The organism is Xanthomonas sp. WHRI 10204 (assembly GCF_040202875.1).
Classification (GTDB): domain Bacteria; phylum Pseudomonadota; class Gammaproteobacteria; order Xanthomonadales; family Xanthomonadaceae; genus Xanthomonas.
Map to the genome: position 1 here is coordinate 350,735 of NZ_JBEGDW010000002.1, position 23,893 is coordinate 374,627.

General features: G+C 64.9%; 19 protein-coding genes and 2 other RNA genes. 10 read left to right on the forward strand and 11 right to left on the reverse strand.

Annotated features, from left to right (window positions below; translation table 11 throughout):
- Nucleotides 1–76: 76 nt before the first annotated feature.
- The 4 genes from ABQZ00_RS12260 to ABQZ00_RS12275 all read left to right on the forward strand — a co-directional run bounded on the left by ABQZ00_RS12260 (nt 77) and on the right by ABQZ00_RS12275 (nt 4,888).
- On the forward strand, nt 77–1,765 hold the full coding sequence (locus tag ABQZ00_RS12260) for an ABC transporter transmembrane domain-containing protein (RefSeq protein ID WP_115512079.1): 1,689 nt from the start codon (nt 77–79) through the stop codon (nt 1,763–1,765).
- Nucleotides 1,749–2,834 carry an HlyD family secretion protein gene (locus tag ABQZ00_RS12265; RefSeq protein WP_323538204.1) on the forward strand — a complete coding sequence of 362 codons (1,086 nt, stop codon included), beginning with the start codon at nt 1,749–1,751 and terminating at the stop codon, nt 2,832–2,834. The genes ABQZ00_RS12260 and ABQZ00_RS12265 overlap by 17 nt, the downstream gene beginning before the upstream one ends.
- On the forward strand, nt 2,831–4,234 hold the full coding sequence (locus ABQZ00_RS12270; protein WP_323538203.1) for a TolC family protein: 1,404 nt from the start codon (nt 2,831–2,833) through the stop codon (nt 4,232–4,234). The genes ABQZ00_RS12265 and ABQZ00_RS12270 overlap by 4 nt, the downstream gene beginning before the upstream one ends.
- A 459-nt stretch (nt 4,235–4,693) precedes the next feature.
- Entirely contained in the window at nt 4,694–4,888 is a 195-nt protein-coding gene (locus ABQZ00_RS12275; protein WP_115512082.1) for a hypothetical protein, read from the forward strand.
- Nucleotides 4,889–5,145: 257 nt separating this feature from the next.
- Here ABQZ00_RS12275 and ABQZ00_RS12280 read toward each other — a convergent pair whose 3' ends face one another.
- The 6 genes from ABQZ00_RS12280 to hrcA form a co-directional block, all read right to left on the reverse strand.
- A complete protein-coding gene (locus ABQZ00_RS12280; RefSeq protein ID WP_323538202.1) occupies nt 5,146–6,276 on the reverse strand; it encodes a prephenate dehydrogenase in 1,131 nt (376 codons plus the stop codon).
- Nucleotides 6,273–7,181, reverse strand: coding sequence for a pyridoxal kinase (gene pdxY / locus ABQZ00_RS12285; RefSeq protein WP_323517213.1), 909 nt, complete (start codon nt 7,179–7,181; stop codon nt 6,273–6,275). Before pdxY ends, ABQZ00_RS12280 begins: the two co-directional genes overlap by 4 nt.
- 819 nt (nt 7,182–8,000) lie before the next feature.
- Nucleotides 8,001–9,134, reverse strand: a complete 1,134-nt coding sequence (gene dnaJ / locus ABQZ00_RS12290; protein ID WP_055844906.1) for a molecular chaperone DnaJ — start codon at nt 9,132–9,134, stop codon at nt 8,001–8,003.
- A gap of 162 nt (nt 9,135–9,296) precedes the next feature.
- Nucleotides 9,297–11,222, reverse strand: coding sequence for a molecular chaperone DnaK (gene dnaK / locus ABQZ00_RS12295; RefSeq protein ID WP_323517217.1), 1,926 nt, complete (start codon nt 11,220–11,222; stop codon nt 9,297–9,299).
- 142 nt (nt 11,223–11,364) lie between these two features.
- Nucleotides 11,365–11,883 carry a nucleotide exchange factor GrpE gene (grpE, locus tag ABQZ00_RS12300; RefSeq protein WP_055844911.1) on the reverse strand — a complete coding sequence of 173 codons (519 nt, stop codon included), beginning with the start codon at nt 11,881–11,883 and terminating at the stop codon, nt 11,365–11,367.
- Nucleotides 11,884–11,982: 99 nt separating this feature from the next.
- Nucleotides 11,983–13,014 (reverse strand): heat-inducible transcriptional repressor HrcA, encoded by a 1,032-nt coding sequence (gene hrcA, locus ABQZ00_RS12305; protein WP_161961808.1) that lies wholly within the window; start codon nt 13,012–13,014, stop codon nt 11,983–11,985.
- Nucleotides 13,015–13,153: 139 nt separating this feature from the next.
- Here hrcA and recN point away from each other — a divergent pair, with 139 nt between their 5' ends.
- Together recN and ABQZ00_RS12315 are read left to right on the forward strand one after the other, a co-directional pair.
- The gene (gene recN / locus ABQZ00_RS12310) at nt 13,154–14,818 is read left to right on the forward strand and encodes a DNA repair protein RecN (RefSeq protein ID WP_323538201.1); all 1,665 of its coding nucleotides are present in this window, start codon (nt 13,154–13,156) and stop codon (nt 14,816–14,818) included.
- 260 nt (nt 14,819–15,078) lie between these two features.
- Nucleotides 15,079–15,146, forward strand: a non-coding RNA gene (locus tag ABQZ00_RS12315) — sX9 sRNA.
- Nucleotides 15,147–15,343: 197 nt separating this feature from the next.
- On the opposite strand, the gene fur is transcribed toward ABQZ00_RS12315, so the two are convergent.
- Nucleotides 15,344–15,754 carry a ferric iron uptake transcriptional regulator gene (gene fur / locus ABQZ00_RS12320; protein WP_055844918.1) on the reverse strand — a complete coding sequence of 137 codons (411 nt, stop codon included), beginning with the start codon at nt 15,752–15,754 and terminating at the stop codon, nt 15,344–15,346.
- A 104-nt stretch (nt 15,755–15,858) separates the two neighbouring features.
- Between fur and ABQZ00_RS12325 the strand changes: the two genes are divergently transcribed.
- On the forward strand, nt 15,859–16,254 hold the full coding sequence (locus ABQZ00_RS12325) for an outer membrane protein assembly factor BamE (RefSeq protein ID WP_055844921.1): 396 nt from the start codon (nt 15,859–15,861) through the stop codon (nt 16,252–16,254).
- A 413-nt stretch (nt 16,255–16,667) separates the two neighbouring features.
- Here ABQZ00_RS12325 and ABQZ00_RS12330 read toward each other — a convergent pair whose 3' ends face one another.
- Complete coding sequence (locus ABQZ00_RS12330) at nt 16,668–16,943, reverse strand: RnfH family protein (protein ID WP_323538200.1); 276 nt, start codon at nt 16,941–16,943, stop codon at nt 16,668–16,670.
- 2 nt (nt 16,944–16,945) lie between these two features.
- Nucleotides 16,946–17,377 carry a type II toxin-antitoxin system RatA family toxin gene (locus tag ABQZ00_RS12335; RefSeq protein WP_055844927.1) on the reverse strand — a complete coding sequence of 144 codons (432 nt, stop codon included), beginning with the start codon at nt 17,375–17,377 and terminating at the stop codon, nt 16,946–16,948.
- 60 nt (nt 17,378–17,437) lie between these two features.
- Between ABQZ00_RS12335 and smpB the strand changes: the two genes are divergently transcribed.
- A complete protein-coding gene (gene smpB, locus ABQZ00_RS12340; protein ID WP_055844930.1) occupies nt 17,438–17,941 on the forward strand; it encodes an SsrA-binding protein SmpB in 504 nt (167 codons plus the stop codon).
- 139 nt (nt 17,942–18,080) lie between these two features.
- On the opposite strand, the gene ABQZ00_RS12345 is transcribed toward smpB, so the two are convergent.
- Complete coding sequence (locus ABQZ00_RS12345; protein ID WP_323538199.1) at nt 18,081–20,528, reverse strand: S8 family peptidase; 2,448 nt, start codon at nt 20,526–20,528, stop codon at nt 18,081–18,083.
- A 132-nt stretch (nt 20,529–20,660) separates the two neighbouring features.
- Here ABQZ00_RS12345 and ssrA point away from each other — a divergent pair.
- Nucleotides 20,661–21,057: a transfer-messenger RNA gene (ssrA, locus tag ABQZ00_RS12350) on the forward strand.
- A gap of 125 nt (nt 21,058–21,182) precedes the next feature.
- On the opposite strand, the gene ABQZ00_RS12355 is transcribed toward ssrA, so the two are convergent.
- Nucleotides 21,183–21,353: a hypothetical protein gene (locus ABQZ00_RS12355; RefSeq protein WP_162847462.1), complete on the reverse strand. Its 171-nt coding sequence runs from the start codon at nt 21,351–21,353 to the stop codon at nt 21,183–21,185.
- Nucleotides 21,354–21,990: 637 nt separating this feature from the next.
- Here ABQZ00_RS12355 and ABQZ00_RS12360 point away from each other — a divergent pair.
- Nucleotides 21,991–23,706: a sensor domain-containing diguanylate cyclase gene (locus ABQZ00_RS12360; RefSeq protein WP_323538198.1), complete on the forward strand. Its 1,716-nt coding sequence runs from the start codon at nt 21,991–21,993 to the stop codon at nt 23,704–23,706.
- The last annotated feature ends 187 nt before the right edge of the window (nt 23,707–23,893 follow it).

Sequence of the window (23,893 nt, forward strand, 5' to 3'; positions counted from 1 at the left end):
CAACGGATAAGCGCTCCGGCCTTGTCCTATAGCGGCAACTCGTCAATGCTTCACTGAACTCATCAATGGAAGTTCAATGGCGGCAAAGCGGATCGGATGGCGGGAAGCGGTGGGCTGGCTGGCGGAAATCGTCGGGCCGGACATGCCGTATGTGCGTTTGGCCCTGGTGTACGGCGTGGCGATCAGCCTGCTGTCGCTGGCCACGCCCATATCGGTGCAGCTGCTGATCAACAGCGTCGCCAATACCGCGCTGCCTGCGCCGCTGTGGACGTTGTCGGGCCTGCTGCTGGGGCTCCTGCTGCTGGTGGCGTGCCTGAGCGCAATGCGGGTTTGGGTGATGGCGCTGTTCGAGCGCCGCCTGTTCGCGCGGGTGGTGGCCGAGATCACGGTGCGCGCGGTGCATGCGCAGAACCCCTTCTTCGCCGACCAGAACCGTGGCGATGTGTTCAATCGCTACTTCGATCTGGTGGTGGTGCAAAAAGCGGTGCCCAGCCTGGCGATCGGCGCCTTCACCATCGTGCTGCAATCGGCGGTCGGCTTGATCCTCACCAGCTTCTACCACCCGTTTTTCCTGGCCTTCAACGCCTTGCTGCTGTTGATCATCTTTGCGATCTGGATGATCTGGTCGCGCGGCTCGATCCGCACCGCGGTCGAACTCAGCCACGCCAAGCACAATGCCGCGCACTGGCTGGAAAGCGTCGGCGGCTCCAACGGCTTCTACAAATCCAGCCGCCATCTCAACTTTGCGATGGATCGCTCCGAGGCGGTGACTGCCGCCTACGTCGACCGGCACCGGCGCCATTTCCGCTACAGCTTCACCCAGACCGTGGCCTTCCTGCTGGTGTACGCGGTCGCCAGCGCGGCGTTGTTGGCCCTGGGCGGCAGCCTGATCCTGCGCGGCGAGTTGTCGATCGGCCAACTGGTGGCCGCCGAGCTGATCCTGAGCGCGGTGTTCTATGGCATCGCACAGCTCGGCGCCTATCTGGACACCTTCTACGATCTGGTTGCCAGCGCGGAAGAATTGTCGCTGCTGTACGCCATTCCGCAGGAACGCGCCGTGGTGGCGGCCGGCAAGATCCCCGGCAACAGCGCGGTGCGGCTGGATGGGGTGATGATCGAAGGGGCGCGTTTCGATTTCGCCCTGGAAGCCGGCGAGCAGCTGGTGACGCTGGCCGATGGCGGCGCCGAGCGGCTGCTGGCGATGGTGCTCAAGCGCCACGTGGTGCCGGATCGTGGCCTGGTGATGGTGGGTGGCGCAGACCTGGCCACCTTCGACATGTACCTGTTGCGCTCGGAAGTCACCGTGCTCGACCGACCGACGATTGTCGAAGTCACCATCCGAGAGTATCTGTCCATGGCCTCGGCCGACGTAAGCTCCGAAGCGATGCTGGAAGCCATCGACACGGTGGGGCTGCGCGCACGCATCGCCGCGCTGCCGCAGGGCCTGGACACGCGACTTGCCGCGTCCGGCTACCCGCTGTGGATCGGCGACGTGATGGCTTTGAAGCTGGCTAACGCCTTACTGGTGCGCCCTCGCGTGCTGATGTTGTCGCAGCTCTACGATCTGCTGCCCGCAGAACGCCTGACCCGCGTGCTGGGGCGCTTGAAGGAGGCCGGCACCACGGTGTTGCTGTGCACCGGCAGGCCGGAAGACATCGCCCTGGATGGTTGGTTCCGTCTGGAACCCGAGCGCCAGCAACGCTACGCCACGCGCGCCGAACTCATCGCATCCACCCAGGAGGCAACCAATGCAGCACGCCCCTGATCGGATCGCGCACTTCCCCACCCTGGCCTCGATGCGGCCACCGAGCATCGCCAAGGTACTGGCGTGGATGCTGTTGCTCAGCGTCGCCATCGCAGGCGCCATCCTGGCGTTCGCGCCGTGGGTACAGACTGCCAGCGGCAAGGGCCAGGTGGTCTCGCTGGACCCAGGCGATCGCCAGCAGCAGGTCACCGCCTTCGTGCCCGGCCGCGTCGAGCGCTGGTATGTGCACGACGGCCAGCACGTGTCCAAGGGCGACCCGATCGCGCGTGTCGGTGACCTCGACCCGGATCTACTGACCCGACTGGCCAGCGAGCGCGCGCAGGTCGCGGCGGAAATTACCGCCATCCAGCAATCGCGCGCGGTCGCCAGCATCGACGTCGAACGCAGCCGGCAATTGCTTGCCGAAGGACTGGCCGGCCGCCGCGATTACGAGCTGACCCAGATCAAGGTGGCCGAAGCCGACGCCAAGTTGGCCGAATCGCGCGCCAAGTTGACCCGCATCGACATCCAGTTGAACCGTCAGTCCGCGCAGCTGGTGCGCGCGCCGCGCGATGGCCGTGTGCAGCAACTCAACGCCGCCAGCGGCAGCGCCATGGTCTCGCCGGGCACGGTGTTGGCAGTGATCGCGCCGGAACGCGTGGAGCGTGCCGTGGAGCTGTACATCGATGGCCGCGACGTGCCGTTGATTCGTCCCGGCCGCCCGGTGCGGCTGGAGTTCGAAGGCTGGCCGGCGATCCAGTTCAGCGGCTGGCCGTCGGTGGCGCACGGCATGTTCGATGGCCGCGTGCGCGCGATCGACCCCAACGCCGCGCCGGATGGGCTGTTCCGCATCCTGGTCGAACCTGCGCCGGGCAAACCGGCGTGGCCGGCACAGGAATTCGCCCGCCAAGGCGGCAAGGTGCGCGGCTGGGTGCTGGGCGAGACGGTGCGGGTGGGCTACGAACTGTGGCGCCAGCTCAACAACTTCCCACTGGAATTCGGCCGGCGCCCCGCCGCGACCACGCAGGGCGATGGCAAGGCCAAGCCCGCCGCCGACAAGTCCGAAGACGACGCGACGGGCAAGAAATGATGCGCGGTCTGGTTGTCCTGCTGATCGCACTGTGCCCCGGTGCGGCCTTCGCCCAAACCACGCCACTGAGCCTGGACGAGGTGCTGCAGTCCTCGGCCCGCTCTGCGCCGCAGATCGTCGAAGCGCTGGCGAAAGTCCGCCAGGCCGAAGGCAAGGGAATCTCGGCCGACGGCGCGTTCGACACCGTGTTCGATATCGAAGGCCGCTCGCGCGAGGCCGGCTACTACGACGGCAGCAGCATCGAAAGTGGCGTCAAGCGGCCGTTCGAGAACAACGGCGGCTATTACTACGGCGGCTACCGGTCCTCGCGAGGGTCGTTCCCGGTCTACGAAGACAAGTCGTATACCGATCGCGGTGGCGAAGTGAAGATCGGCGCGCTGTACGCGCTGTTGCGCGACCGCGTGGTCGACGAGCGCCGTACCCGCCGCAGCGTTGCCAGCGCCGACATCAACGTGGCGCAGTACGAAGCGGAGATGGTGGCGATCGGCGTGCAACGCCGCGCCGTGGACGCCTATCAGAACTGGGTGGCGGCCGGTTTGAAGCTGCGTGCGTACAACGACCTGCTGGCGTTGGCAGAGCAGCGCCGCAACGCGATTTCGCGGCAGGTGACGCTTGGTGCGCGCCCCACCATTCTGCTGACCGAAAACGACCAGAACCTGGTGCGCCGACGAGCGCTGGTGGTGCGCTCGGAACAGGACTTCGCCAACGCCGCCAATGCCTTGTCGCTATATCTGCGCGACGACGCCGGCATGCCGCTGATCGTCTCCACCGAACGTTTGCCGCCCGACACCTCGGCGCTGGAAGGCCTGGCCGGTGCCAACAAGATCACTGCGCCGGTGGAGCGGCCCGACTACCGCGCCGTGCTGACCCGCATCGACCAGGCCACTGCGCGGCTGATGCTGGCGCAGAACGATCTGAAGCCGCGGCTGGATGTGAGTTTCGAAGTCAGCAAAGACCTGGGCGACCCCGGCGTGGGCGGGCCGAACCGCTCGCCGACCGATGCAATCATCGGCTTTCGTTTCAGCGTGCCGCTGGAGAACCGTTCCGCCAAAGGCCGCGTTGCCGAGGCGCGCGCCGAGATCGAAGCACTGGATCAGCGCAGCCGCTTTCTGCGCGACCAGATTTCGGTGGAGGTGGAGTCCATCGTGATCTCGCTCAACGCTGCCGAGCGGCTGGCCAAGATGGCCGACGAAGAACGCGGCCTCGCCGACCGCCTGGCTGTCGCCGAACGGCGACGCTTCGAGCTGGGATCGGGCGATTTCTTCCTGGTCAACCAGCGCGAAGAAACCGCCAACGATGCACGCGTGCGTTTGATCGATGCACAGGCGCGGATTGCGTCGGCGCGCGCAGAGTTGGCAGCGGCTACCGCTGACCGGGATGCGTTGCAGTTAAGTCGTTAAATCGTTGACGCGTTGCGTCTGCGCTAGTCCACGCCTGCACCTGTGGATCCTGCGCCGCAGCCAGTGCGTCGCGTGCAGGCCCAGGAGGTTTCAACCCGCATCCTTGGCGATGCGACAAGCTGGGCGGGGGCCGTTGCTGACTACTTGTTGCGGGTATTCAGACCGACATCGGCAAAAACGTGCACGACTTTCAGCGTGCTGCTGCGCTGCAGAGTGTGATGCTGCGTCGCTTGCGGGCATCGAGCGGCCGTGACATTGCGAACGACTGCGCTGTATTGCGAGCGATCACTAAAATCGGAGGGTCGACGCCGCATGGCGAACTCGACCTGGGCCCTGTCCCCTCATCGCACGATGACGCTTGAGTAACATATGCGTGCGCATGCTCGGCATGTCAGCCAACCGCTGGCGGTGCGGGCATGATGACCCGCAAGGCAACCTTGGAATCCTTCGGAGGTGCATATGTCTTTTCGGCAATTTCCCGCGATCGGCGCAGATGGCGAGCCATACGTCGTCATCGAATTCCGCGACGAGCAGTCAACTGGCCCGGGCACGCAACCTGCGCCGCGTTATGAACTCCCGGATGGCCGTCACCTGCAACGACAGGGCCAGCGCTTCGTCACCGAAGGCGGCGATCTGCGACTTTCCACGCCCTGAGCCGCACCTGGTCATTTTTTGATCACCCAGACACCAGCCCTTGCCGTGCAAGGGCTGCGCCCGGTTATCCACATGCTTGTGCAACCTTCATCCACACCCCGTGTGGATGAAATCCTGAGCCCGTTCCGACGCCAGGCTTCGAGTGCACCACGCGGGCGGCTCACATTACAAAGCGCGGCGGTGCGCCATTGCTGCTCTGCAGAGCAACACGCAGACCACGCCGTTTTGTTGGCGCAGCTTGTAGGTCAACCGGTGCGTCAGCCTGCGACGCGATCCGACCGCTCCAGCACCCGTCCGATTCCACTGAGGTCGATCTCGCTTGCCGCACGCGCCAATGCTGCACGATCACTATCGGGTTCGAACCCGATCCGGAAATGCAGCTCGCCTACCGGTGTGCGCGAGGAATGGATCGAGGACAGATTTACCCCGTGCCGTTCGAAGACATGTAACAGCGCGCGTAGCGAACCGGGCTGGTCTTCGGGCAGATACACGCTCAGGGTCAGCGGTTCGGTGAGATCGGCAAGCAAATAGCCAACGCGCTCGTAGGTGTAGTTGCCCGCGGCCAACGCGGTGTGTTGCAGGGCCTGCACGTTAGCGTGCAGGAACTGACTGCGGAACTGCGCGCGCGCCGCGTCGTCGCCTTGCGCCACCAGCGCGCGTAACTGCTGCAGCTGCGACAGCAGGCGGTCGAGCATTTCGCCGACGTACGGGTTACCGAACTGGATGTCTTCATAAATCGATGGATTGAGCGAGAGGATGCGCGCGATCACTGCCGTGTCGAGTTCGAACGACGCGGAGCGATACGGCATCAATGCCTGCAATTCGCCCAGCAGCGGCACGTAGTCGCGCAAGGTGCCGGCCTGCGCCAGATGGGTGGCGTGCACCATCGCCTGCACCAAGGCCATCACCCGGTCGTGGTGCTCGGGCGTGGCGTAAACGCACTCTGCCTGGAGTGCCACGTACAAGGTCTGCACCCACGCCGACCAATGCTGCAGGCGCGCTTCGCAGACCACCATCACTCGTCCCTTCAAGGTTGGCGATTTCGGCGGCGCGGTCATCGGATGCAGGCCGACCACGTCTGCCTGCGACGCCAGCATCGCAGCAACCGGCGCCTGCTTGATCGAGGTGACGTCCATCCACAGCTGCGATGCAGCGCGTGCGCCGGCCAGTTCCACATAGCGTTGGATCAACGCGGCGGTGTGGCGAATCGGCGCAGAAAAAATCAGCACATCCGCACGCTGCGCCAGGGTGGCTTCGTCGATGTCGCCGCTGGCTGCAGGATCGAAGCCGATCACCTCCAGCTGCATGCGGGTGCGCAAAAACTGCGCCAGCCAGCGCCCGTAGGCGCCGGCAATGCCGACGATGCCGACGACCGGCTGCGCACTCATGCCAGGCGCTCAGCGGCAAAGCGCGGCAGTGCCGCAAGCGCGGCCGGAGCGGCGGCCAGCACATCGAACTCTTCGTAACCTGCCGCCAGTGTGGCCTCCAGCGCGCTGTGCACACCGGTGAGCGCGTGTCCCACCGCCTGCTCAAACGGCACATCGCGCAGCAGAAAGCCGATCAGCAGCGCCATCAACACATCGCCGGTGCCGGCCACGTCGACCGGCAGATGCGGGCTGGCCCAGCGATACACCGCATCAGTGCTGACCGCCAAGGTCACCAATTCGCCTGTCGCGCCGGCCACGCTATGCGCGAGCACCCATTGCGGGCCGCGTGCGAGCAGGACGCGTGCCGCAGCGATGGCGTCGTCCTGCTCCAGGCTGGGCATACCGGTCAAGCGTCCCAGCTCGAACGCATTGGGCGTGACCAGCCACGCATGCGGTAGTAGCCGTTCGGCAAACACGCGCTCCAGCCCCGGCTCGACGTAGGGGCCGGTATGCGTATCGCCGATCACCGGATCCAGGCAATAGCGCAGCTGCGGCGCCTGCGGCAGGGTCTGCTCCAGCCAATCGGCGAATGCTTCGCCATTGGCCAGGCTGCCGAAATAGCCGGAGACCAGCATGCGCGCCCGCTGCGGCAGGCCGCGTTCGGTGGCGCCCAGCAACAGATCGGCCAGCCAGTCGGCAGGCAAGATACGGCCGCGCAAGGTTGCATAGAACGGCGCGTTACTGAGCAAGGTGGTCGGCACTTCGGCCACACGTAATCCGAGCGCGCGCAGCGGCGGCACGGCAGCGCTGTTGCCGGCATGGCCGTAGACCAGCTGCGACTGCACCGAAATCACATCGATCGGCGAAGGACCATCGGGGCGCTGGCGGCGACCGTGGACGAGATGACTGTCGGTTGCATCGCTCATGGGAGGCGCCGTCGTGAGAGGAGAGCCCCATTATCTGCCGCAATGCGTGAGCGCGTGGCGTGTTTGGAGCCGCGCCATGTTCAGTGCGACGCGCGTTGACTGGCTGCGAGCTGGATGGCGCTGACATTCATACCGTTTGGTGACGCAGACATCGGAGCCGAACGCTTCAGCGCTGCCCATTCCCTGCATGTTTTGCAGACGTTGCGATCTGACGAGGCGCGACCGCGCCGAGTGAGCGGGTATCGGCTCAGCGTTGGGATGGTGTCAGTGGCTCAGATGCAGTTTGCAGCATCGCGCAGCGATTTGATCAAGAATGCTGGCCACTGCGCGCGTGAGGTGAGTGAAGCGCAGGCCTGCATGGAGGGCAACACGACGTGTTGTCAGGTGAGCATCTCTGCTGATGCACGACTGCACCGGAGCAAGAGGCCAAGTTGCCGATTGCAGGTGGGCGTTGGCGATCGGTACGCCGCACCCTCATCCGCCCTTCGGGCACCTTCTCCCGAGGGGAGAAGGATGTTGTTCTTCTGGCACTTTCTTGCGAAGGAGGGTTTGGTACTTTCCTGCGAGCAAGCTTCTGGCAGTTTGTTTCGTTCTGGCAGTTTGTTTCGAACGCTCTTGTGGCAGTTCTTCCGAGCGAGAAGGATGTCGTTTGTGTAGCGCTTCTCGCCACAGGAAAAGGATGTCGCTGCAGGAGCGCTTTCGATCGTACGAAGGAAAGCTGCCTTTTCCTCATTCGCCTCGCTCAACGTCCACGCCTGCTCCCTGCAGGCGTAGGCGTAGTTTTGTTCGGCAGCTTCCCCACACTGCCCATGACGTCGCTTACGACGTCATGCGATCCCAGAACCCCTTGACGCCATCGATGAAGGTGGCCGACTTGGGCGAATGCTTGCGCGCATCCTCACCGGTGAAGGTTGCCTCGAACTGCTGCAGCAACTCGCGCTGATCGGCCGTGAGGTTGACCGGCGTTTCGACCACGACGCGGCAATACAGATCGCCTTCGCTGCGGCTACGCACCGAACGCACGCCCTTGCCGCGCAAACGGAACAACTTGCCCGTCTGCGTCTCGGCCGGAATGCGGATTTCCGCTTCGCCGCCCAGGGTCGCAACGCGTACGGTGTCGCCGAGTGCCGCCTGCGAAATACGGATCGGCACTTCGCAATGCAGGTCGTCGCCGTCGCGCTGGAAAATCGCATGCTCGCGCACACGCACTTCCACATACAGATCGCCCGGCGGTGTACCGGCCGGGCCGGCCTCACCTTCGCCTGCCAGCCGGATGCGGTCGCCGGTATCCACGCCGGCCGGCACCTTGATCGACAGCACCTTGTCTTCTTCCACGCGACCGGCGCCGTGGCAGGTCTTGCACGGGTTCTGGATCAGCGTGCCGCGGCCATCGCAGTGCGGGCAACTCTGCTGCATGGCAAAGATGCCGCGCTGGATGCGCACCTGGCCGCGCCCATGACAGGTGGCGCAGGTCTCGACCTTGCCGTCTTCCGAGCCGCTGCCGTGGCAGGGTTCGCATTCGATCAGGGTCGGAATCTCGATGCGTCGCTCGATGCCGGCGACGGCTTCTTCCAGATCCAGTTCCAGTACGTAACCGACGTCGGCGCCACGTCGCGCAGCGCGCGGACCGGCGGCGCCACCGCCAAAAATATTGCCGAAGATATCGCCAAAGATATCTCCCATGTCCGGGCCACCCGGCCCGCCACCGCCACCGCCACCCATGCCGTGCTCGAATGCCGCGTGGCCATGCGCATCGTAGGCGCGGCGCTTGTTGCCGTCCGACAACACTTCATAGGCTTCCTTGCACTCCTTGAACAGCGCCTCGGACGCGGCGTCGCCCGGATTACGATCCGGGTGGTGCTTCATGGCGCAACGGCGATAGGCCTTCTTCAGCTCTTCGTCGCTGGCACCGCGGGCAACGCCCAGCACTTCGTAGTAATCGCGTTTGCTCATAAGCGGGGATTCGTGGTTCGTGATTCGTGATTCGTTTGAAACGCGAAGGCGGACAGCATGCTGCTGGTCCGCCTTGGCGACGCGACGCGTAGAGGATATCGGGCGGGAGGGGCGTGCGCTTTAGCGCCTGCCCCTCCCCACGCCCGACTCCCAAATCACGGCTTACTTCTTGTCGTCCTTGACCTCGGTGAACTCGGCGTCCACCACGTCATCAGCAGCCTTGGAGGCCTGCGCATTGCCGCTGGCCGCATCGGCGTTGCCGCCCTGCTCTGCCGCGGCGGCCGCTGCGTACAGCGACTGGCCGGCTTCTTCCAGCGTCTTGCTGCGCGCGTCGATCTGCGCCTTGTCGTCGCCCTTCATGGCGGTCTCAAGATCCGACAGCGCCGCTTCCACCTTGCCGATCACATCGCCACCGACCTTGCTGCCATGCTCGGTGATCGCGGTGCGGGTAGCGTGGATCAGGCCATCGGCCTGGTTGCGGGTCTGCACCAGTTCCTGGAACTTCTTGTCTTCTTCGCGGTTGGCTTCCGCGTCGGCGACCATGCGCTGGATCTCTTCGTCCGACAAGCCCGAACCGGCCTTGATCTCGACCTTCTGTTCCTTGTTGGTCTTCTTGTCCTTGGCCGACACGTGCAGGATGCCGTTGGCGTCGATGTCGAAAGACACCTCCACCTGCGGCATGCCGCGCGGCGACGGCTCGATGCCGGACAGGTCGAACTTGGCCAGCGACTTGTTGAAACGGGCCTGCTCGCGCTCACCCTGCAACACGTGCACGGTCACGGCCGACTGGTTGTCTTCGGCGGTGGAGAAGGTCTGCGAGGCCTTGGTCGGGATGGTGGTGTTCTTTTCGATGATCTTGGTGAACACCCCGCCCATGGTTTCGATACCCAGCGACAGCGGGGTCACGTCCAGCAGCAGCACGTCCTTGACGTCACCAGCCAGCACGCCGCCCTGGATCGCAGCGCCCACGGCCACGGCTTCGTCCGGGTTGACGTCCTTGCGCGGTTCCTTGCCGAAGAAATCGGCCACCGCCTGCTGCACCTTCGGCATGCGGGTCTGACCGCCGACCAGGATCACTTCATTGATGTCGCTGGCGCGCAGGCCTGCGTCGTTCAACGCGGTGCGGCACGGCTCGATCGACTTCTTGACCAGGTCTTCCACCAGCGCTTCGAGCTTGGCACGGGTCAACTTGATGTTGAGGTGCTTCGGGCCCGACGCATCGGCGGTGACGTAGGGCAGATTCACTTCGGTCTGCTGGCTGGTCGACAGCTCGATCTTGGCGCGTTCTGCGGCATCTTTCAGGCGCTGCAGCGCCAACGGGTCCTTGCGCAGATCGATGCCCTGATCCTTGTTGAACTCGTCCACCAGGTATTCGATGACGCGGTTATCGAAGTCTTCGCCGCCCAGGAAGGTGTCGCCGTTGGTGGCCAGCACTTCGAACTGCTTCTCGCCATCGACTTCGGCGATTTCGATGATCGACACGTCGAAGGTACCGCCGCCCAGGTCGTACACCGCAATCTTGCGATCGCCGCCGTTCTTGTCCAGGCCATAGGCCAGGGCTGCGGCGGTCGGCTCGTTGATGATGCGCTTGACGTCCAGACCGGCGATGCGGCCGGCATCCTTGGTGGCCTGGCGCTGGCTGTCGTTGAAGTACGCCGGCACGGTGATTACCGCTTCGGTGACTTTCTCGCCGAGGAAGTCTTCGGCGGTCTTCTTCATCTTTTCCAGCACGCGCGCGGAGATTTCCTGCGGCGCCATGCGCCTGGAATCGCTGGTCTGCACCCAGGCATCGCCGTTGTCGTGCGCCAGGATGCCGTACGGCACGTGCGAGATGTCTTTCTGCACTTCGGCGTCGGTGAACTTGCGGCCGATCAGGCGCTTCACCGCGTAGAAGGTGTTCTTCGGGTTGGTCACCGCCTGGCGCTTGGCCGAGGCACCGACCAGCACTTCGCCGTCCTTGGTGTAGGCGACGATCGAGGGCGTGGTGCGATCGCCCTCGGAATTTTCGATGACGCGGGCCTTGCCGCCGTCCATGATCGCCACGCACGAGTTCGTGGTGCCGAGGTCAATACCAATGATCTTGCCCATGGATACGCTCCTGATGATTCTGTAGCTGTGTCCGGCGACGCCGGGTCTGGCTGAGATGTGGGGGTGGCGCGCAGGTGTTCAAGCCATCTGTGCGCATCTGTGTTCTAACGGCGCGCCCGGCAGTTCAGCCGGGCGCTGCCGATCAGTCGTGCTTGGCCACGACCACCAGGGCCGGGCGCAGCAGGCGATCGTTGAGCAGATAGCCCTTCTGGAACACCTGCACGATGTGGCCCGGCGCAATGCCTTCGGCCTCGCCCTGGCTGATCGCCTGGTGCTGGTCGGGATTGAACGGCTGGCCAACCGGGTCCAGCAGGGTCAGGCCGTTGTCGGCAGCGACCTTGAGCAATTGCTTGTAGGTCATGTCCAGGCCATCGCGCAGCGGGCTGGGCTGGGTACCGGCCGCGGTGAGCCCGGCGTCCAGGCTGTCGAACACCGGCAGCAACTCGCCCAGCAACTTCTCGTTGGCGAACTTGCGCGCGTTTTCGACGTCGCGAGCGATGCGCTTGCGCTGGTTTTCCAGGTCGGCGCGCTCGCGCAGGGCGTCGGCCTTGACCAGCGCGATCTCGCTGCGCAGCGACTCGATCTCGGCCTTGAGCGGATCGGTCTCGGGTGGATTCTGGGACAGGTCTTCGGAGTCGAATTCGGGGTGGTCTTGGTTCATATGCAGTTCCCGGGCAAGCGGAACGCCCGCCCCAACGTCACCCCGTATGTGGGCGCTCGGCCGCGTTTCAAGCAAAACGATGGCTTCGATTGCCGCTGGTTATCGCGTGCCGGGCGGCTCCATGGCCGCGCCCAGCACCTGGGCGGCGGTCTGCACCAGCGGAATCAGGCGGTCATAGGCCATGCGTTTGGGACCGATTACCCCCAGCACACCCAGCACCTGGCCATTGGCGGCATACGGTGCGGTGACCAGCGAGACGTCTTCCAGCGACACCATGCCGGTCTCCTCGCCGATGAAGATCCGCACGCCCGGTGCCTGGATGGTGCGTTCGAGCAGCTGCAGGATCTCGCGCTTGCTGGCGAAGGCTTCGAACAGCTCGCGCAGCCGGTCCAGGTCCGACAGGTCCTGCACGCCCATCAGCCGGGTCTGCCCGGCCATCACCATGTCATCCGCCTCGGCCGGCACCAGCGCCTCGCTGGCCAGGTCCACGCTGTGGGCCAGCAACTGCTCCATTTCGTTCTTGGCCACGCGCAGTTCGCGCAGCAGGCTGGCGCGGATGTCCGACAGCGCGCGCCCGGCGAACTGCGCATTGAGGTAGTTGGCCACCCGCTCCAGCTCGGCCGGCTCGTAGGCGCGGCGCGGCTCGATTACCCGGTTCTGCACTTCGTTGTCGGCAAACACCAGGATCGCCAGCACCCGCCGCGCATCCAGGGGCACGAAATCGATATGCCGGAACGCGAACTGCTCCCGGCGCGGGGCGCTGACCACCCCCACGAAGTGACTCATCGCCGACAGCATCTGCGAGGCGCTGCCCAGCAGCGACTGGGTGCCATTGCCGCTGGCCAGCTCCGCGCGCAGGCGCCGCACCTCTTCTTCGCCAGGCGGCTGCATCTGCACCAGACTGTCGACGAACACCCGATAGCCGTGCGCAGTAGGAATGCGCCCGGCCGAGGTGTGCGGAGAGCTGAGCAGCCCCACGTCCTCCAGATCGGCCAGAATATTGCGGATGGTCGCCGGGCTCACATCCAGCCCGGCATGCTGGGCAAGGGTTTTCGAGCCCACCGGCTCGCCATCGCGGATGTAGCGTGCGATCAAGGTGCGCAGCAACTGGCGGGCGCGGGGGTCGAGCATTGGGGACTGGGACGCGCGCATGGGATCATCCGGTGAGACTGGGCATAGATAATGTCTGGCCCCGGGGATGGCAAGCGTCCGACTCCCCGACCGCACCTTCCTGCCCTAAGCTTCCCCAACGTATTCACACTCGACCCTCATGCTCAGACACCTCTCGATCAAGGATTTCGCCGTTGTCCGCGCCACCGAACTGGAGTTCGGGCCGGGCATGACCGTGGTGTCGGGCGAAACCGGCGCCGGCAAGTCGCTGATGGTGGACGCGCTGGGCTTCCTGTCCGGCCTGCGCGCCGACAGCGGCGTCGTGCGCCATGGCGCCGACCGCGCCGAGCTGTCGGCGGAGTTTCAGCTGCCGGCCGCGCACCCGGGCCTGACCTGGCTGGCCGACAACGAGTTGGACGACGAAGCCCAATGCCAGCTGCGTCGCATCATTCGCGCCGACGGTGGCTCGCGCGCCTGGATCAACGGCCGCCCGGTGACCTCTTCGCAATTGGCCGAACTGGCGTCACGGCTGGTGGAAATCCACGGCCAGCACGAGCACCAGGCCCTGATGGCCCGCCACAGCCAGCTCGCCCTGCTCGACGCCTACGCCCGCAACAGCGCCCAGCGCGAGCAGGTGCGCCAGGCCAGCCAGCGCTGGCAGGCGCTGCTGGACGAGCGCGACGCACTGTCTGCGCAGGGCGATGTCTCCGACCGCATCGGCTTTCTCGAGCATCAACTCGGCGAACTGGAACGCGAGGACCTGGACCCGGCCGCGATCGCGGCCCTGGACGTCAATCACCGCCGTCAGGCGCATGCCACCGCGCTGATCGGCGCCTGCGACAGCGTGGCCCAGCAGCTCAACGGCGATGACGGCGCGTCGGCACTGGGCTTGTTGCAGGACAGCCGCCACGACCTGGCCCGCGTCGCCGAGCACGAGCCGCGCCTGGGCGAGGTGGACGCGCTGCTGGACAGCGCCGTGATCCAGATCGAAGAAGCACTGGCCCTGCTCGACCGCGTGCGCGACGACCTGGACGCCGACCCGGCCCAGTTCGAAGCGATGGAACGCAGTCTCGGCCGCCTGCACGACCTGGCGCGCAAACACCGTGTCGCCCCGGACGAACTGGCCGCCCACCGCGAGCGCATGAGTCTGGAAGTGGAAAGCCTGCGTGGCGCCGACGAGCGCCTGCAGCAGCTGGACAAGCACATCGAGTCCGCCACCGGCGCCTGGCGCAGCGCCGCCGGCGTGCTCAGCGACAGTCGCAAGACCGCCGCCGAAGCCTTGTCCGAGGCCACCACCACACTGATCGGCGAATTGGGCATGGGCGGCGGGCAATTCCTGATTCAGCTGCAGCCGCAGGAGACCCAGCGCCCGGATCCCAACGGCGCCGAGCGGGTGGAATTCCTGGTCGCCGCCAATGCCGGCCAGCCGCCGCGCGCGCTGCGCAAGGTGGCCTCGGGCGGTGAGCTGTCTCGGATTTCGTTGGCGATCGAAGTCGCCGCACTCGGCCTGGACAGCGTGCCGACCATGGTCTTCGACGAAGTCGATTCCGGCATTGGCGGCGCGGTGGCCGATATCGTCGGCCAGAAGCTGCGCGCCTTGGGCGAAGAGCGCCAGGTGCTGTGCGTCACCCACTTGCCGCAGGTCGCAGCCAAGGGCCACGCGCATTACCGGGTCAGCAAGGCGCCGGTGGACGGCATGACCCAGAGCGCGGTCGAGCTGCTCGGCCCGCAGGCGCGCCAGGAAGAGCTGGCCCGCATGCTCGGGGGTGTGGAAGTGAGCAAGGAAGCACGCGCGGCAGCCCGCAAGCTGTTACAGAGCGCCTGATCGAGGTCTATTGCGGAGGCTGCGGTGTCAATGCGTTATCGCAGCCTCTGCTGGCGGCTCCGGGCGTTGCAGCAATCAACCGACGCAGCGCCCGCCCTTTCTCGGGCTTGGAGCGGCTGGCAACCTTGACTGCGCGCACCGCCAGGCAGGCGCTGCCGGTGCTTGGTGTTGGTGCTTGGTGTTGGTGCTTGGTGTTGGTGCTTGGTGTTGGTGCTTGGTGCTTGGTGCTCGGTGCTCGGTGCTCGGTGTGGCATTAACACATGCCCACTCCGGTTCTCAGCGCGCCGCCCACACCCGCCTGATCACTGCTCGCTACCTTTTGCCAGCAGCTCCCAGGCGCGAACTTTTGCTCTGCAGAACTGACAGCGAGTCCGCCCAGGAAAGCGCTCCGCCAGCGCGCTTCCCCGCATGTGCCCGAAGGGCGGATGGGAGCACACAGACGCCAGCGAATCATCACGAACTGCACCTCAAAACGCACAAAGCGGCCGAAGCCGCCTTGTCATTGCCGTACGCGATGACGCGCGCTTAGCGCGGCCGCTTTTTACGCACGTACAGCACCAGCGAATGCTCTTCCAGCTCATAGCCGTGCTTGGCGGCAATCTGACGCTGCAGTGCCTCGATCTCTTCGCTTTCGAATTCGATGACGTGGCCGGTGTCCACATCGACCATATGGTCGTGGTGGCCGCCGCGATCCAGCTCGTACACGGCCTGGCCGCCTTCGAAATTGTGCTTGAGCACCAGACCGGCAGCCTCGAACTGGGTCAGCACGCGATACACCGTTGCCAGCCCGATCTCGTCGCCGTGATCGAGCAGCTGCCGATAAATGTCTTCTGCGCTGAGGTGATGGTGACTGCTCTTCTGCTCGAGCAATTCCAGGATCCGCATGCGCGGATGGGTCACCTTGAGCCCAACTTTGCGCAGGTCGTGGGTTTCCATATGTTCTCCGTTCATTGGCGATTTAGCGCCAGCTGCCATCAAACGGGTCGCGGCGACCGGCGGGAGTGTATCATCGGCGTGATTTCCTCAGCACTTATTCCCCGATGCGCAATCTCCTGCTGGTCGCCGCCGTTGCTCTTTCCACCGCTGGCTGCGGCATCATTTACAAGCAGCCGATCTACCAGGGCAATCTGATCAAACAGAATGCCGTGGAGCAACTGCAGGTCGGCCAGAGCAAGCAGCAGGTCAGCGCGTTGCTGGGTACTCCGTCGATTCCCGACCCGTTCCATGCGCAGCGTTGGGACTACACGTCTACCCAGCGCGTCGATCGCCTGGCGCGTACCGACGTCAAGAATTTCACCGTGTTCTTCGAGAATGATCAGGTGGCGCGCTGGGAAGGCGACTACTTCCCCTCGCAGGACGAGCAGCTGGCCAAGTCGGCACCCAAGCAGTTCGGCCGCAACCTGGCGCGCGACAAGAAGAAGCAGCGCGGCCGTTGATGCGTTCGGTCAGCGATCGCGCGATCGTCTGACCACCCGCAACGCCTGAAAGCCGGCCATCGATGCCGGCTTTTTGCTTTTCACCTTATCCGCTCGGATTGTCCGCTCGGACCATCGCACTCGGCCTGCCGACTGCCGCGCGCTTGCCTACGCTGGCAACGCGCATGCTTGGCGCAGTGCGCAGATGGCAGCGCTCGATACTGTATGGCCTCAGGCAGGCGCCGCGTCCGTCTGGCGACGCGAAGAGCGAAATTCGCTCGAAGCCCGTTTCTACGCGCTCACTTCTGTATCGAAGCCGATTGCAGCCAGCACAGCACGACATCGAACACCGCAACGCAAAAACTGCGATGGCGCCCTTGCCGGAAGAGTTCGCTCAATAGCAGCTGCCCGGCTGATGCGGCCAGATCCGGTCATTAGCTAGCGGGATTGGCCTTCGCAGCAGATGCAGCCCGGCGGCGACGCGCTTCTTTCGGGTCCAGCAGCAGCGGCCTGAGCAGCTCGACCCGGTCGCCTGCGCGCAACACCTGATCCGGGCGCGCCACGACACCGTGGATGGCGATCGTTGCGGATGCGTTCTGTTGCATGAGGCCGGATGCCGCCGCTGCCTCGGCGACCGTTGCGCCCTCCGGCAGATCCAGCAACACCGCGCTGTAGCGATCCGGCCAGGCCAGGACGACTTCAACCTGCATGGTCACACGTCGCCGCGATCGGCGACCCGCACGAAATCGTTGACCATGCGATCAGCCAGACCCTGAAATCCCAGCGCCAGTGCCGGCCCCAGCAAGCGCGAGCTGGTTTCCACTTCCAGGGTCAGACTCACCTTGCACGCGTTGTCGCCCAGCGATTGAAACTCCCACAGGCCTTCCAGGCGCTTGAACGGCCCATCGCGCAGATGCATCACGATGCGTTCGGGCCGCTCGAGCATGTTCTCGGTGGTGAACCAGGTGCGGAACGAGCCCAGCCCCAGATCCAGGCGCGCCACGATATGCGCATCGTCCTGCTCCAGCACATGGGCAGCGTCGCACCAGCCGAAGCGGCGCGGATAGGCGGCGACATCATTGACCAGATCGAACATGCGGGAGGTGCTGTGTTCGACCAGTGCGCTGCGACGGATGGTAGGCATTCGCTAACTTGTGAAAGACGGAAGATCGTTTGACGACGCCGAATCGGCGACAATGGCGTCATGAGCAAGCAACCATCCAAGGATAAAGCAAACGGCGCGAAGGCCACGAAAACCATCGCGCTGAACAAGCGTGCGCGCCACGAATACCACCTGGAAGAGCGCTACGAAGCCGGTCTGGCGCTGCAGGGCTGGGAGATCAAGGCGATCCGCGCCGGCCGCGCCAACATCGTCGACGGCTACGCGTATGTGCGCTCCGGCGAAATTTACCTGATCGGCGCGCAAATCACCCCTTTGATCCAGGCCTCCACCCACACCGTGCCGGTGGAACGTCGCGACCGCAAACTACTGCTGCACCGGAGCGAAATCGACAAGGTACTCACCCGCGTGGAGCGCGAAGGCTACACCCTGGTGCCGACCGCGCTGTACTGGAGCAGCAACAAGGTCAAGCTGGAAATCGCCCTCGCCAAGGGCAAGCAGAATCACGACAAGCGCGACGCCGCCAAGGACCGCGACTGGCAGCGCGACAAGCAGCGCGTGATGCGTCGGCACAACCGAGATGCGTGAATCGGAAATCGGGAGTGGGGAATCGCAAGAGCGGGTCTGCTGCCTGCTTCTGGCTTAATTCAGCCTTTGCCAGAGCACAAACTGACTCAGTGCACGGCATCTCAGCTTTGACGATTCCCGATTCCCCACTCCCGATTCCTCACGTCGCGCCAAGCATCCGCATCAAATTCGGCACTCCCCTGCCCTGCACGTAGCGATCGCGCTCCAGATCGGTGCAGGTGTCCAGCATCAATTGCTTGACCCGGTCCGGGAAGCCGATGAACTCGCGGCGTGCCGACAGAAATCCGGCCAGTACGCCGGAGACATGCGGCGCGGCCATGCTGGTGCCGCTCATTTCCACCATCAGGCTGGCCGGATCTTTGGGGTCGAAGTCGTAGTACGCCGAGACGATCTTTTCGCCGGGCGCCACCACGTCGGGCTTGCCGCGGCCGTCGGCGGTGGGGCCGCGCGAAGAAAAATACGACACGCCGTAATTGTGCGGGCTGCTCTTGTGCACCGAGCCGACCACGATGGCCTCTTCCAGATTGCCCGGGTCGCTGATCGATAGATCCATGTTGGCCGGATAGGCATCGCCATCCTTACCCATCAACCAGGCCAGCCCTTCGTTGCCGGCAGCCACCACCACCAGCACACCCTGCCGCCATAGCCGCCGCAACTCGTTGCAGAGCGGCGTAAAGCCGCAGCCATAGCTTTCCGGGTCGAAATAGCCGCCCAGGCTCAGATTCACCCCATGGATGACCAGCTCGCCTGCGCGCTCGTTGATGGCAGCCACCTGCTGTACGGCCTTGATCATCCACGAATCGCGCCCATCGCCGGCGTCGTCCAGCACCTTGAAGCCATATAGCTGCGCGTCCGGCGCCATGCCGGCAAATTCCAGCGGCGGGCCGGGCTTGCCCTGCGCATCCGGCAGCGTCGCCTGGCAGTGGCCGGCAATGATCCCGGCGATGTGGGTGCCGTGGCCGTGCCGATCGAGCCGGGCAAACGCATCGCCGTCGGCGCGCGTCAATCGCTTGGGCGCACCGCGTCGGGTGCAATCCCATTGCGCCACCACGGTATCGCGCTGGCCTTTGACGAAGAAATGCGGGTGACTGGCGGCGATGCCGGTATCCAGTACCGCCCAGCCGATCTGCTGCCCGCGCGCACGATAAGCATTGCGTGCTGCATCGGCATGCAGCACGTTGCCGGAGATGTGAATCAGCGCGCGCTTGCCGGCATCGCGCCACACCCGGCGAAACCCCAGCGCGCGGTAGCGATTCTGCAGCGATTCGATTTCGAAGCGGGTCAGGCGCGCGGACACGAAGCGCTGCAACCCGTCTTCCAACTCGATCGCCTCATCCAATGCGTCGCCCTCCAGGCCGGTGCTGCGCGCAGCGACTTCGCGCAGATGGCGCACCAGTACCGCCCGCACACCGGCCGGATCGTTGCCGGCGAGCCGCCGGTCCAGTTCGATCAGAACTTCATGCCGATGCTCTGGGCCGTGCGCTTCGAGCTGCTCGCTGAGGTCCTTGATCAACACCGCATTGGAGACAGGCTGATCGAAGCCCATACCCACCGCCTGACGCACCGCTGCGCGCACCTGCGGGATCGACAGATAGCCCGAGCCCGAATGCGGGTTGTGCTGCCAGTCGGGATTGATCCGCGCACCGGCAATGTTTTCGAAACGCCCCTTCGCATTGGCGATGTCGTCGGTGAGATCCGGGTCCAGCGCGATCGGGTCGCGCGTCTCGGCGACGTTGATCCACTGCTGCACGCACGCCGGGAATGGCAGCTTGCGGGTGCCGGTCCAGCGCTTGAACATGCTGCGCACCTGCGGCAACCCGAGCGGCGACCCCACGGTCAGGAACAGCGTCACCTCGCAGTCGGCCGCCTCAAGCTGCCGCAGCACGTCGTAGGCGATCATCGAGCCCTGACTATGCGCGACCACCACGAACGGCCCGCCGCCTGCACGCAGCCGCTGGGTCAGGCTGTCGCGCATCGATGCGGCGCGCTCTGGCACGAAGAACAGGTCATGCACGTCCTGCAGCAGCGCCGCAGAAATCAGCCGCAGCAGCACGCGGTTGATCGCATCGATCGGGCCCTTTGCCTGCACGCTGCCGGGTGCGCTCGCCGTCTCCAGTTCGTCGAGCAAACGATGCAGGTCGGCCCGCTCCTGATCACTGTGTGCCAACGCATCGGCGAGCACGTGCAGATCCTGCCCGCCCGGCACCAGGCCGAGCGTACTCAACGCACGCTGCACGCTCTGGTTGAGCGCCGGCCCCACATCGCGCCCATCGCAATTGCCGGGCTCTGCCACCGGATACCGCTCGCGATTGACCCAGTACGCCAGCCGGGTGCGCTCGCCCATCGGACGCCCGAACAACGCCTTGTCCCACTGACAACGCAACACTTCGGCGGGCGGCTTGTTGCCGATGCCGTGGATGTAGATCACGGTGCGCGCCTTTCCCTGCACGCGGGCTGCCGCGGCGACTTGTGCGCCTGACTGCGATGAGCGCTTCTGTTGCGGCCGTGCCGGCTGCTTGGCAGTTGCAGTGGCCGGGCGCGGGGCTGCGCGTGTCGAACGTGGACGTGGGGGCTTACCTGTCGCCATCGCTTCGCTCCTTCGTTTACAGACTGTTCGGTCCGGTAGGACTGAAGCCACTGTAAGCGCTGTCCATCTCACCACTTGTGACCGGGCGCGCCGATCCCTACACTGACCCCGTCAGCGTTTGATGCTTTCCCCGGGGGTGCACTGGTTTCGACGGGGGTCGCGAAGTCGCTTGGCGCATGCCGAGGGGGCAGCTTTCCTCGTTAATCCAGCAGCAAACTTTTAGTTGCCAACGACGACAACTACGGTTCGGACTTCGCTATCGCCGCTTAATTGGCTTTAGTTGTAGTTCTACAGCCGCCTAAGGCGAACCCCCGAAACTACTTGTGCCCGTGCTCGTAGATGTAGGGTCATTATCACGGAACCGCCGGTGGTGGCTGCCTGTCAGCTACCGGCTAAATAAAGCAGGCTGGTTTCCAGGTGCGCTTTGCCCGCCGTGCTGCCTGGGAATGAGATCTAACGGAGGGATAAGCATGTAGTGCCGGGGATGGAGTGCTTCCGGACGGCGGTTCGATTCCGCCCACCTCCACCACACAGCGGTCCTAAGAAGACCGACTAAGGCCGGGAATCCTCGAAAGAGGTTCCCGGCCTTTTTCATGGGCGCTGCGGCAGCGACGCCGCTAGCGCCATCGCCAGCGCTCGCCACTGTCCGCCGCGTCAATTAGTGACGCGGGCTGTCGGTTCGGATGTGGTGGCGATCGCCCCTGCGAGAGGGCGGTCACACGCGTGGGCTAACGCAACGTCGCCGCGGAGTTGGTCGAACAGTGCGAGCAGCTCGGTCGCTTCCTGCTGCAGCAGGACCAGTGCGCTCTTGTTGGGCTCATCCATTGCATCTACTCCGACGGCGCTCGCCAGCGCTCCTGATGCACTGGAAGCAAACCGCATGCCAGCGTGCCGGTGCTGGTTGCTGCTCCGGCACTGGCTGGACCAACTAGGGCGACTCAGTGCCTGCAGTGCGTGGCGCTTTCAAGCCCGGCAATGGCAATGGCCAGGTTGACGCCCTCCTCCTGGCTACACGTCGGCCCTGCACCGCTGGCGACCAACGCGTTCGGCTCAGGCGGAGTCGAGTTGCCGTTGCGCTTCGGCATGCATGGCCTCCATGGCATGGGACACCCTGCCGGCACTTCGCCCGGCGAACATGGCGCTGCGTTGATCGGGAGCGTAGGCGCAAGCGTGGCGCTTGCGAGCTCGCGCTTCTCTACCCGTGCCGCTGTTTCGATGCGCCTAACCGCGGCCCAAGGCTCGCCGATGCCACGGCTTGGGGCGGCGCGACAGATCAGCCGACCGGTTAGAAGAAAAACACACAAGGCACGCTTGGTTCTGCAGTGCGGCATGAGCGTACTGGCGCCAGGGCATGACACCGAGTCCTGCCAGATGGCTGATTGGCTAACTGATTGGCTGACTGTCAGATTGAGGCACGGCGCTTGCATCGGCCTCAACCAGACAATCGGTGTTGGGGAACACGGTGTTGACCAAGAAAGCAAAACGCCATGCCGCTGGGGCTTTATTGCTCGGGGGCGCCATCTTCGTCCTGATCGGTATCGGCGGCTACTTCACCACGCAGCGCTCACTGGCCGATGCGGGCTGGGTGACGCATACGCAGGAAGTCCTTGCGGGCATCGACGAAATCCAGGCTGGGCTGCTGTCGGCGGAGTCGTCGGTGCGTGGCTACGTGCTGACCGACAACGAGGCGTTCTTGGGCGTGTATGCCGATGCGATCGGGCGCCTGCCCGAGCGCATCGTGCGGCTGGAGGCGCTGGTGCAGGACAACCCGGTACAGGGACGCAATGTACGTGTGCTCAGCCGATTGGTGGACACACGACTGGTACAGATCAACAATCTGCTGCACAGCTATCGCACCCATGGCCTGGATGGCGCGCGCGGGTCGATTGCGCGCGGCGTGTTCCAGACCTCCTCGGCATTGCGGCGCCAGGTGCAAACCATGACCGAGCTGGAACGTCACCAGCTGGTGAAGCGGACGCAGACCAATGCACTCAGTGCGCAGTGGGTGCTGCGGATGACCGTGACCGGCATCGTCAGCGGGCTGCTGGTGATGCTGCTGGCTTACCGCTTGCTGGCGCGCGAGCTGCAACGCCGCGAGCGCGCCGAGGACGAGGCCAGCCATACCAGCGAGCAGTTGGTCGAGTCGTTTGCGACGCTGGAGCGCACCTCTGCGGGACTGGAAGCCTTGTCGCGCTACTCGGGATTGCTGCAAAACTGCCGCGATGCCGAAGAAGCGCTGGAAATTACCGCACGCACGATTGCGCCGCTGATTCCCGGCGCGGCCGGTGCGGTGTATTTGCTGCGCGCATCGCGCGATCGCGCCGAGCAGGTGGTGGCCTGGGGCGCGATGGCCGACGACGACAGCGCAAGCATCGCGCCGGAGACATGCTGGGCGCTGCGCCGCGATCGCACGCACGTGGTGGAAGATGCCAGCCTGGGCATGCTGTGTCGCCATACCGGCGCCAATCTTCCGACGCACGCCAGCACGGTGTGCATTCCATTGTCGGCACAGGGCACACAGCTGGGCATGCTGGCGCTGCGCAGCGACCAACCGGGCGGCCTGAGTTCACTGACCGTGGCCGAAGCGGCGGCGGAACAACTCTCGCTGGTGCTGCATAGCCTGCGTCTGCGCGAAACACTGCGTCAGCAATCGATCCGCGACCCGCTCACCGGCCTGTACAACCGCCGCTATCTGGAAGAAGCGCTCAATCACGAACTGGCACGCTGTACGCGCCGGGTGCAGCCGTTGTCGGTGCTGATGCTGGACGTCGACCACTTCAAGCGGTTCAACGATCTGCATGGGCACAGCGGCGGCGACCGGGTGCTGGCGGCAATCGGCGAACTGCTGCTGGCGCAGACCCGTGGCGAAGATATCTGCTGCCGCTACGGTGGCGAAGAATTGACGATCATCCTGCCCGAGGTGGATCTGACCACTGCGCGCAGGATGGCGGAAAAGTTGCGCGCCGGGATCGAGGGGTTGCAGGTGATGGCCGATGGCGTGTCGCTGCCGAAGATCACCGCATCGTTTGGCGCGGCGAGCTTTCCCGAACACGCGGGCAATGCGGCGCAACTGCTGCGGCGCGCCGACGAAGCGCTGTACCGCGCCAAGCAAGCCGGGCGCAATCAGGTCATCAGCGCGCCGGAAGCGGCCGACACAGAGTTGGCGCAGGAGTCCTGACAGCCACAGGCCGATCGCAGCGATCCCGGCGATCCCGGCGATCGCAGCGCGATGATTGGATACGCGATATCTGATCGTCAGCCGGTCGCCAGGCGTCGGTCCGGCACCAGGCCACCCCAGCGCGACTATGCATACACGCTTATATCCGCAAGCCAGAGATCATGAGAGGCGTTCGCTAGGTAAGACG